At 42.2% G+C, this 7,807-nt stretch carries 8 protein-coding genes; 3 read left to right on the forward strand and 5 right to left on the reverse strand.

Translation table 11 applies throughout. The features are described 5' to 3' along the window. The first annotated feature begins 244 nt into the window (after positions 1-244). Both L693_RS0107855 and L693_RS0107870 read left to right on the forward strand, forming a co-directional pair. Complete coding sequence (locus L693_RS0107855) at positions 245-484, forward strand: hypothetical protein (RefSeq protein WP_025716791.1); 240 nt, start codon at positions 245-247, stop codon at positions 482-484. Positions 485-960: 476 nt separating this feature from the next. Next, complete coding sequence (locus L693_RS0107870; protein ID WP_025716793.1) at positions 961-1,152, forward strand: hypothetical protein; 192 nt, start codon at positions 961-963, stop codon at positions 1,150-1,152. A 158-nt stretch (positions 1,153-1,310) separates the two neighbouring features. On the opposite strand, the gene L693_RS32355 is transcribed toward L693_RS0107870, so the two are convergent. After that, positions 1,311-1,613, reverse strand: coding sequence for an SOS response-associated peptidase family protein (locus L693_RS32355; RefSeq protein ID WP_442950168.1), 303 nt, complete (start codon positions 1,611-1,613; stop codon positions 1,311-1,313). Between the two features lie 777 nt (positions 1,614-2,390). On the opposite strand from L693_RS32355, the gene L693_RS0107880 reads away from it, so the two are divergent. After that, complete coding sequence (locus L693_RS0107880; RefSeq protein ID WP_025716795.1) at positions 2,391-2,771, forward strand: MerR family transcriptional regulator; 381 nt, start codon at positions 2,391-2,393, stop codon at positions 2,769-2,771. Positions 2,772-2,837: 66 nt separating this feature from the next. Here L693_RS0107880 and L693_RS0107885 read toward each other — a convergent pair whose 3' ends face one another. The 4 genes from L693_RS0107885 to L693_RS0107910 form a co-directional block, all read right to left on the reverse strand. Further along, a complete protein-coding gene (locus tag L693_RS0107885) occupies positions 2,838-3,857 on the reverse strand; it encodes an aldo/keto reductase (RefSeq protein WP_025716796.1) in 1,020 nt (339 codons plus the stop codon). Positions 3,858-3,992: 135 nt separating this feature from the next. Beyond that, positions 3,993-5,423 (reverse strand): MFS transporter, encoded by a 1,431-nt coding sequence (locus L693_RS0107890; protein ID WP_025716797.1) that lies wholly within the window; start codon positions 5,421-5,423, stop codon positions 3,993-3,995. Between the two features lie 105 nt (positions 5,424-5,528). Next, on the reverse strand, positions 5,529-6,116 hold the full coding sequence (locus L693_RS0107895) for a TetR/AcrR family transcriptional regulator (protein ID WP_025716798.1): 588 nt from the start codon (positions 6,114-6,116) through the stop codon (positions 5,529-5,531). 854 nt (positions 6,117-6,970) lie between these two features. Next, the gene (locus L693_RS0107910; RefSeq protein ID WP_049825087.1) at positions 6,971-7,372 is read right to left on the reverse strand and encodes an SOS response-associated peptidase family protein; all 402 of its coding nucleotides are present in this window, start codon (positions 7,370-7,372) and stop codon (positions 6,971-6,973) included. Between the last annotated feature and the right edge of the window lie 435 nt (positions 7,373-7,807).

The following is a 7,807-nucleotide window of genomic DNA, read 5'->3' on the forward strand; positions in this document are numbered from 1 at the left end:
AAAATACCACCATATTCTCCGATTTTTAAGTGAAATGTTGTGAGTTTGTTTTTACCATAAAATCCGTATACCTAAAAAATTTAAGACTTTGGTTGTTACTTTCATTACTCACGCTTCTTTAATAAGTATAAGGGATATCACTTCCCTTAAAAAACCAAAATGATTAAATGAGAGATTTTTATGCCAAAAGCAGTATGTAGTTATTTCGGTGGAGGTCATCAATGCGCCCTCAAGGATTTGCCTTTTGGCTGATCAAAACAATAACCGTATTTCTTGGGGCCTAACACCAGTTCTTTACAAATGTAAATGTGGTGATCGTTTCATCTCTGAAGGTTCACCTGAAGCTGATGGTGTCATTGGTAACTACGTTACAGAAGGTGGTATCATTGATGCTGCTACTGTTGAGGGCGTTGGGGTACTGAAAATAAACAAAAGCCTCGTCCTTACTCGTCATCTTCTGTATAGAGAAGACGACGAACACTGAAATTAATCTTCCCTACCCATTTTTGAGCATCCACTTGAATGGAAATATTTTACATAAATCGCTTGTTAACGTTTGTTAACAAATGTTTACTGTTGTTAACAAACGTTAAAGGAGTAGAAAATATGGCCTCAACTCATATTAGAACCGAAAAATTACTCAAGGAGCTGGAGGCTCTTTTCCAATATCGATTGGATAATTTTTAAGACCTAAAATATTTTGCTTTGAGGGAAAATAAGGAACAGGTCAAATTCTTCTCTGGTAAGGGTAGAGGACTGCGAAAGAGTATACATGGTCTGCTCGTTGCTTTTGATCTCACCGGCACAGACCTGTATGCAAAAAATGACAAATTCTTCGAGCTTGACTACCTGGCTGAACGGGAAGTAGAACTTGAACAATTAAATGAGTAATACCGTCTGCTTCCTTCCCCTGCAGATTAACGATATGGATCTCAACCAACTAAAGGAGCGTGTTTTTCAATGGAACAGTTTAAATTTGACTTGGATGAACGTGTTACTTTTTTCTGGAACCTTTCCGGCGATGCTATGCGCCTGACGGCTAAGAAGGCCACGGTGAAAGAAATCGAAAATACTGGTGTATGGTTTGAGTTTGACGGAGAAGAAGATGAGTCATTTGTCACTTTCCCCGACATGCATTTATCGGGAAGGTAGCACCGCTCCAGAAGGTACACAGGCACTGTGGGTCAATCAAATCACAGCTGCCCACTTTGGGAACGTTGATCCGGAAGCGATGATAAAACTGATTGAGTCACTTACATAGTAAAGTCCCTCTGAACTCGCGTAATTACTTGGAGTTCAGAGGGACTTCTTCAATCAAACTGGCTTCTGTGTTTTTTACATTTCCTACAGCACGAGATATTAGGATAAACAATCATGCTCTTCCCTGGATACCGCTGCAGCATGTTCATGACCTGATCAACGGATGAGACGTTCCGATCTAGCCAGATGTTTACGGCATCATCATCTAAAATTACTGGCATGCGATCGTGAACCGGTTGGACCAACTCATTCGGCCGTGTGGTAATAATGGTGCAGCTGCTCAGCTTATTTCCCTCTGGATCGATCCATTCATCAAAGAGGCCAGCAAAACCATACACCTGCTTGGTTTTCAGCTGAAAGCGAAACGGCTGCTTCTCCTTCCCTTGCTTTTGCCATTCGTAGAAATTGTAAGATTAATTTAGCTGAATAGTTAATAAAGGCAAATATAAAGCAAATTTATATGTACTGTATAACATTTTATCGTTTTAAGTCGGTAGAATAGAAAGGGGGTGAAATGATAGATAAATATCGCTTTTTTCGGTGTCCTCTAAACATTGAAAGTAAATATAGTCTATTGGTATTTAATTATAATGGATCACCTTTCATTCCGCTAACTGAGTATTATCACGATGAAAAGGCAGGATAGCAGAATCCTCTATAATTAATTATCTCAACATTTTATTACCATTCTTTTATTGGATTGATTTTAGCAGTAACTATCGAGGTTCCAAGGTAACTTGGGATATGCCACCGGAAGCAATACGAGTTTCAGTTAAGGATTATCTAGGAGCCGAGATGTACTGCAAGGTACGTCACTGGAATTCGTTCGAGTTAGTGCAGTAACAAAAAAATAGCCCTGATACAATCAATAGATTTTTAGCAGCACTTAAATCGTTTTATAAATCGATAATTCGCCTTAATTATTATTCACATGAAAATCCATTAGTTGACCATCACTCAGAAAACATACAAATTGTGACTGGATTTCGGAATGGACGTCCTAGAATGCCGTCGGTAGCTGGTACTGAACCACCTCTTAGATTTAGTTTTCATTCTTCTTATAGTTGAATCTCCTTGCCCCATATGAAATAATATGACAAAAGATGGAGTATGGAGAGAGGAAGAATCGGATGGTTAAAGAACGGTTTACTATTGGAAATTTGGCTGAGAAATCGAAGCTGTCCATTCATACAATAAGATTCTATGAGAAAGAAGGGCTTATTCCTTTCATAGAACGCAGCCCAACCGGATTTAGGCTGTATGAAGAAGAACACATTGAGTGGCTTCGTTTCATTTGCTGTTTACGAGAGACGGGAATGTCCATTTCGAAATTAAAAGATTTTGTAAACTTAACCGTACAAGGAGAAGCAACCACAGATCAGCGTATTGGAATGCTGGAGGACCAACGGATATTTATCGAGAGCCAGGTTGGTGCTCTACTCCAGTATATCGCCATGATCAATCACAAGATTGAAATGTACAGTCATACAACAGCCATCTCCAAAGATTAAAAATTAAAGAGCAAGAGGTAAAAAGAGCCTGCCCTTCTCACCTCTTGCTTTAATTTACCCTAATCCTCAAATAGGATAACGGTCGGCCGTATAAGCCGTAGGGTCCCATAACGGGTATTCCGGTTGAAGTTTGCTGACTTCATCGATTTGAAGCAATTGATCATTCGTTAGTACGATATCAGCTGCTCCAAGATTTTCACGAAGTTGTTCCGGCCTCTTTGCCCCCAATATAACGCTGGTGACCGCGGGCTGATGCAACAGCCAAGCAAGCGCAATTTGCGGAACGGTTGACTGGTGGAATTGCGCAATATGTTCAAGGACTCCGAGTATTTCATAGCCTTTTTCTACATGAACCGGAGGGAACTGAAACTTCATCCGTCGGCCATCAGCTACGCCTTCCGTCCCTTTTACATATTTTCCAGTCAGAAAGCCTCCTGCCAGCGGGCTCCAGATAAGCAGTCCCATATTCTGATCCTTAATGACTGGTATGATCTCTCTTTCTGCCTCTCGTCCAACAAGGGAATAGTAGGACTGGAATGACTTGAATCGTCCTAGCCCAAGGCGTGAAGACGTCTCATTAGCCTTCATAATTTGCCAACCTTGAAGATTAGAAGCTCCAGTATAGCGTACTTTACCGCTCGTAACGAGATCATCTAACACTCGAAGTATCTCTTCCCATTCTGTTAATGAATCCGGCCTGTGAATCTGAAGCAGATCTATATAGTCTGTTTGAAGACGGCGTAAGCTTTCCTCTACCTCACGAATGATATGCTTTCGAGAGAGCCCAACCTGATTTGCTCCTGATCCCATACGGAAACCTACTTTTGTGGCTATTACCACATCATGCCGTTTCTGTTTAAGCGTCTCGCCAATTATTTCTTCGGATTCTCCAAGCCCGTACACATTTGCCGTATCGATAAAATTAATTCCCGCTTCCAAGGCTTCCTCGATAATCTTTGAAGCCTCTCTTAGCTCCAATGCCCCCATTAAAGAACTCATAGGATCGTTTTTTCCTCCAAAGGTCATTGTTCCAAGACAAAACTCCGAGACTAACAATCCTGTATTTCCAAGCGGCTTATATTTCATAGTTTATCTCTCCCTTTAAATGTTTGCTTGCTGAATACATATTCATGTTAAATGCTTGAGTACACTCTAGATCAAGTGAACATTCTTTGAATAATATGCATATATCGGTTGCGTATGGCCGCTTACTATTTTTACTTAATGGGAAACCGTCACATTAATTTCCTCTTGCTTGGATGATTTCTGCGGTTTGAGTACCGTGAAGGCCACTACAACTCCAAGCAGTGCAACGGCTGTCGCGATCAGAAATGCGATATGAATGGCTTGGTTAAGATCAGCCGGCATCATCATTTCCAGCGATGTATTGGAACTCAAGCCAGCCGAAATAATGGCCATAATTACCGCCAGGCCAACCGCCCCGCCAATCTGTTGGCCTGTGGAAATCAGCGCAGAAGCTACGCCCTGTTCTTTCGGCTCAATGCCCGTACTGCCAGCAATGAACATCGTTGTAAAGGTAAGCGCCTGACCGATTCCAATAATCACAGTTCCGGGAATCATCACCCAGAATGACCCTGTCTCTGACAGTCTAGTCAACAGGAGAAAGCCGATTAAGCCAAGTCCCATGCCCATCGTAATCGTGCCCGTTACACCAACTGAAGCAAGCAGCTTATTAATCAGTTTTGCACCGAGAAAAGCACTGAGCGTAAGCGGCAGGAAGCTAAGACCCGATTGAATGGCAGAATAATGAAGCACGTTCTGCGTATACAGCGTTAAGAAATAATACAGCGATCCAAACGAAGCCGAGAACAGGAATGCCGTTAATGCAGCGCCCGTCAAATTACGATTGCGGAATAGGCGAAAGGAGATCAACGGCTCGCTTGTACGCATTTCGATCACGATGAATGCGGCTAGAAGAATAGCGCCAAGCAGTACATAAGGCAGCGTTGATAAGCTGAGCCAACCTTCGACAGGCGACTGTATCAGGTAATATACGACTAACAGCAAGCCTGCAGTAACGGACACCGTACCTGCTGCATCATAACGCTTAGTAGCCGAGTTGGCTTTACTTTCAGAAAGTACGACAGGCGCAAGAAGAATAACCGCTATCGTAATCGGTACATTAACGAAGAAGGTCGCTTCCCATCCGACATAACTGGTAAGCAATCCGCCGAGAAGCAAACCAAGCGACATGCCTACGCCGCCCATCGATGCCCAGATTCCCATTGCCCGGTTACGCTCCGGCCCCTCTTCAAAATTAGACATAATCAGCGATAGCGTTGCCGGCGACAGAAGTGCACCTCCAAGACCCTGCAGTCCTCTCGCTATAATCAATAACAATTGCGATTCTGCCAATCCTCCAAGAAGAGAACCTAGTCCGAATAACCCCATAGCAACCATAAACATGCGCCTTCTGCCCATAAGATCAGAAAGCCTTCCGCCGAGAAGCAAGAAGCCGCCAAAAGCAAGTGAATAGGCGCTAACAACCCATTGCAAATGGTTCGCAGAAAAGCCAAGTTCTTGGCCTAATGATGGCATCGCCACGAAAATAATCGTATAATCCAGCGCCATGACTAGCTGCGACACAGCTAGAATAAATAGCGCCAATCCTTTGAATTTAGTTGAACTCATTTTCTTCTCCTCCCTTTTTTACAGACTGAACGATCTATTATAGAGATAATAATAGATCGTTCAGTCTGTTATCCTCATAAATAAATGAAGCGCCAAACTAACGCTTCATTTATGATCTAGCACGGTCAGCGTAACTGCCGTTATTTGTTCGAGAACTTTAGGATCGTCCGTTAACTTAGCCGCTTGCGTCAGTGCATACCGCGCATGATACAAATAGCGCGCCAACTCCTGCGGGTCTTGATTTGCGCCGATTTCGCCCTGCTGCTGTCCACGAACCAAAGCCTCATAGAATGCCTGCTCTAGACGCAACTTGTCGCGTTCGAACAGCGCCGCAATCTCGGGATCGTGAGGAACCTGATCTATAGCGCTGTATAAGATGAAGCACTCCTTTCGCCGCTGTTCATCCATGAGCGTGTTCATAATTACGGCGAAAATGTCAGTGAACGCTTTCTTGACGGAGCTGGCCTGCTGCAAATAAGCAACGACGGCGGACGACTTCTCGTCCACATAATGATTGACTGCTTTTATGAAAAGATCCCGTTTCGTTCCATAGGTATCATAAAGGCTTTGGCGAGCTATACCGAGTCCTTCAAGCAAAAGCTGCAGAGATGTTCCTTCATAACCGTAATGGCCGAAAACTTCCATAGCCTTATGCAACACGAGCGTAGTATCGAATTCTTTATTTCTTGCCAAATTTACAGCCCCTTTCTTCTCCTCATACTACTTTTTATAGATCGTTCAGTCAATAAGAGGAGCGAATAGGTTTAATCAGTCAAGAAGTAGATGACTCTCAACTGAACAAGTATATCCATGCACCCGTCTCCGCTTCTTATTCCGAGAAGCGTACAGCATCATTTACGCTGCCAACCGACTTGAATTCGGCAATTACGAGCTCCGAATCTTCCGTCAGATGGAATTCAAGCTCTGTGAACTGGACTTCAAAGTGCTTCGGAAAGTTCTGCATGTAGTCGTACAGTTCGGCTTTACCTTCTTTTTTATCCGGAAATCCTGCAGGGCCATAAGGGAATTAGAGTACGCCATTTTCTTCCCATAATTCTACCCATGCTTCAATATCTCCACCGGACAGATGTTTCAGATGGTTACGGAATGCCTCCTGCGCTCTCTCGCGTACTACTTCTTGCGTCATAGTTTAGTTTGTCATGGTTTCTTTCTCCATTTTTTGGGTTGATTTGTTTTTTGACCTTTCAGTCTAGTTTGATTAAAAAAATGATTTTGTGAGATATTGTTTATGACCTCCTCTTGATGAACTCATCTTATCATTTCCAGACCAATCAGTCAATTATTTTTTCGAAATTATTTTTGTGCTACTTAAGTTTGTGTATTTCCTCCTACATAAAAAAAATAGAGAGCAGTCTTGTTTATCTACTATTCTCTATTTCCGATGAACTATCGTATCCAAATTGGCAGATATATGTATTATGGAACCTTCACTTTTATATAACGTGACACTATCTCAACTTCGATAAACAGGTTACCACATAGAATCCTTCTGGAGAGTTTTTCTCTTCTACACCAACCAAATCTATTTATTTGGTGCCGATTTTTTTATATAAAATGTTATACATCTTATATGTTGGTAGATCACTTATGTTCTTAAATATATTTTGTTGACATTTAATAAAAAAATCCATCTGCAGGAATGACAATGCGATTTCTCGAAAGAAGATTCCGAAAACAGGTTTACTCTGTAGGGTCTCAACTCGAGCATTGATCATGGAATAACCAATCTTCATGTCTTTAGCCCAAAAAGGAATGAGGCCCCACTTGTAGCCTTCCAACACACGCCCCCCATTTCGATAGGAAACTGCGGCGATGGTTTGGGACGAAGCCACATTATATCGGGGTTTATATTCATAATGAACATGATCAACTGAAAAAGTATCAATAATTTCAGATTCATCAGCTGTTAAAGTGAAACGGCCACACATACTCGTTCTCCCCCTTCCATTTATCAGATATGAACTACGAGACCTACTTCCCTCTATTATAATACCCGAAACCCACTCTACTATAATGGAAGAAACTCGCTCGAGAAATCAGTAATTCATCCCCTGAACACAAAAAGACCACTGTCTATGACAGCAGCCTTCGTATACCCATCTCCCCCCATCAAGTTGCAAGCTCTTATCACGCATATTTAAAAAACTCTTGTAGCATTTCTGTTTAATGTTCCTTCAGACCATCCATCATCCGACCTCTATTCACCCTGCCAATGAATATAACCTTTCACAAAAATATGACCCAACTGAAGCCGTTTTAATGACTACACATTAAGTCGAAAAGGGTGTCTGATAATCAGACACCCTTCGAAAGGTTATCGGGATGAAACGATTTGAACATGCGCCCCCCTGGTCCCAAACCAG

Source organism: Paenibacillus sp. 1-18 (genome assembly GCF_000520755.1).
Lineage (GTDB): Bacteria > Bacillota > Bacilli > Paenibacillales > Paenibacillaceae > Paenibacillus > Paenibacillus brasilensis.

Bases quoted from the DNA above. Each gene is read 5' to 3' on its own strand.
- L693_RS0107890 (WP_025716797.1), bottom strand. From the start codon at position 5,423: ATGAGTTCAACTAAATTCAAAGGATTGGCGCTATTTATTCTAGCTGTG.
- L693_RS0107885 (WP_025716796.1), bottom strand. From the start codon at position 3,857: ATGAAATATAAGCCGCTTGGAAATACAGGATTGTTAGTCTCGGAGTTT.
- L693_RS0107870 (WP_025716793.1), top strand. From the start codon at position 961: ATGGAACAGTTTAAATTTGACTTGGATGAACGTGTTACTTTTTTCTGG.
- L693_RS0107910 (WP_049825087.1), bottom strand. From the start codon at position 7,372: ATGTGTGGCCGTTTCACTTTAACAGCTGATGAATCTGAAATTATTGAT.
- L693_RS0107880 (WP_025716795.1), top strand. From the start codon at position 2,391: ATGGTTAAAGAACGGTTTACTATTGGAAATTTGGCTGAGAAATCGAAG.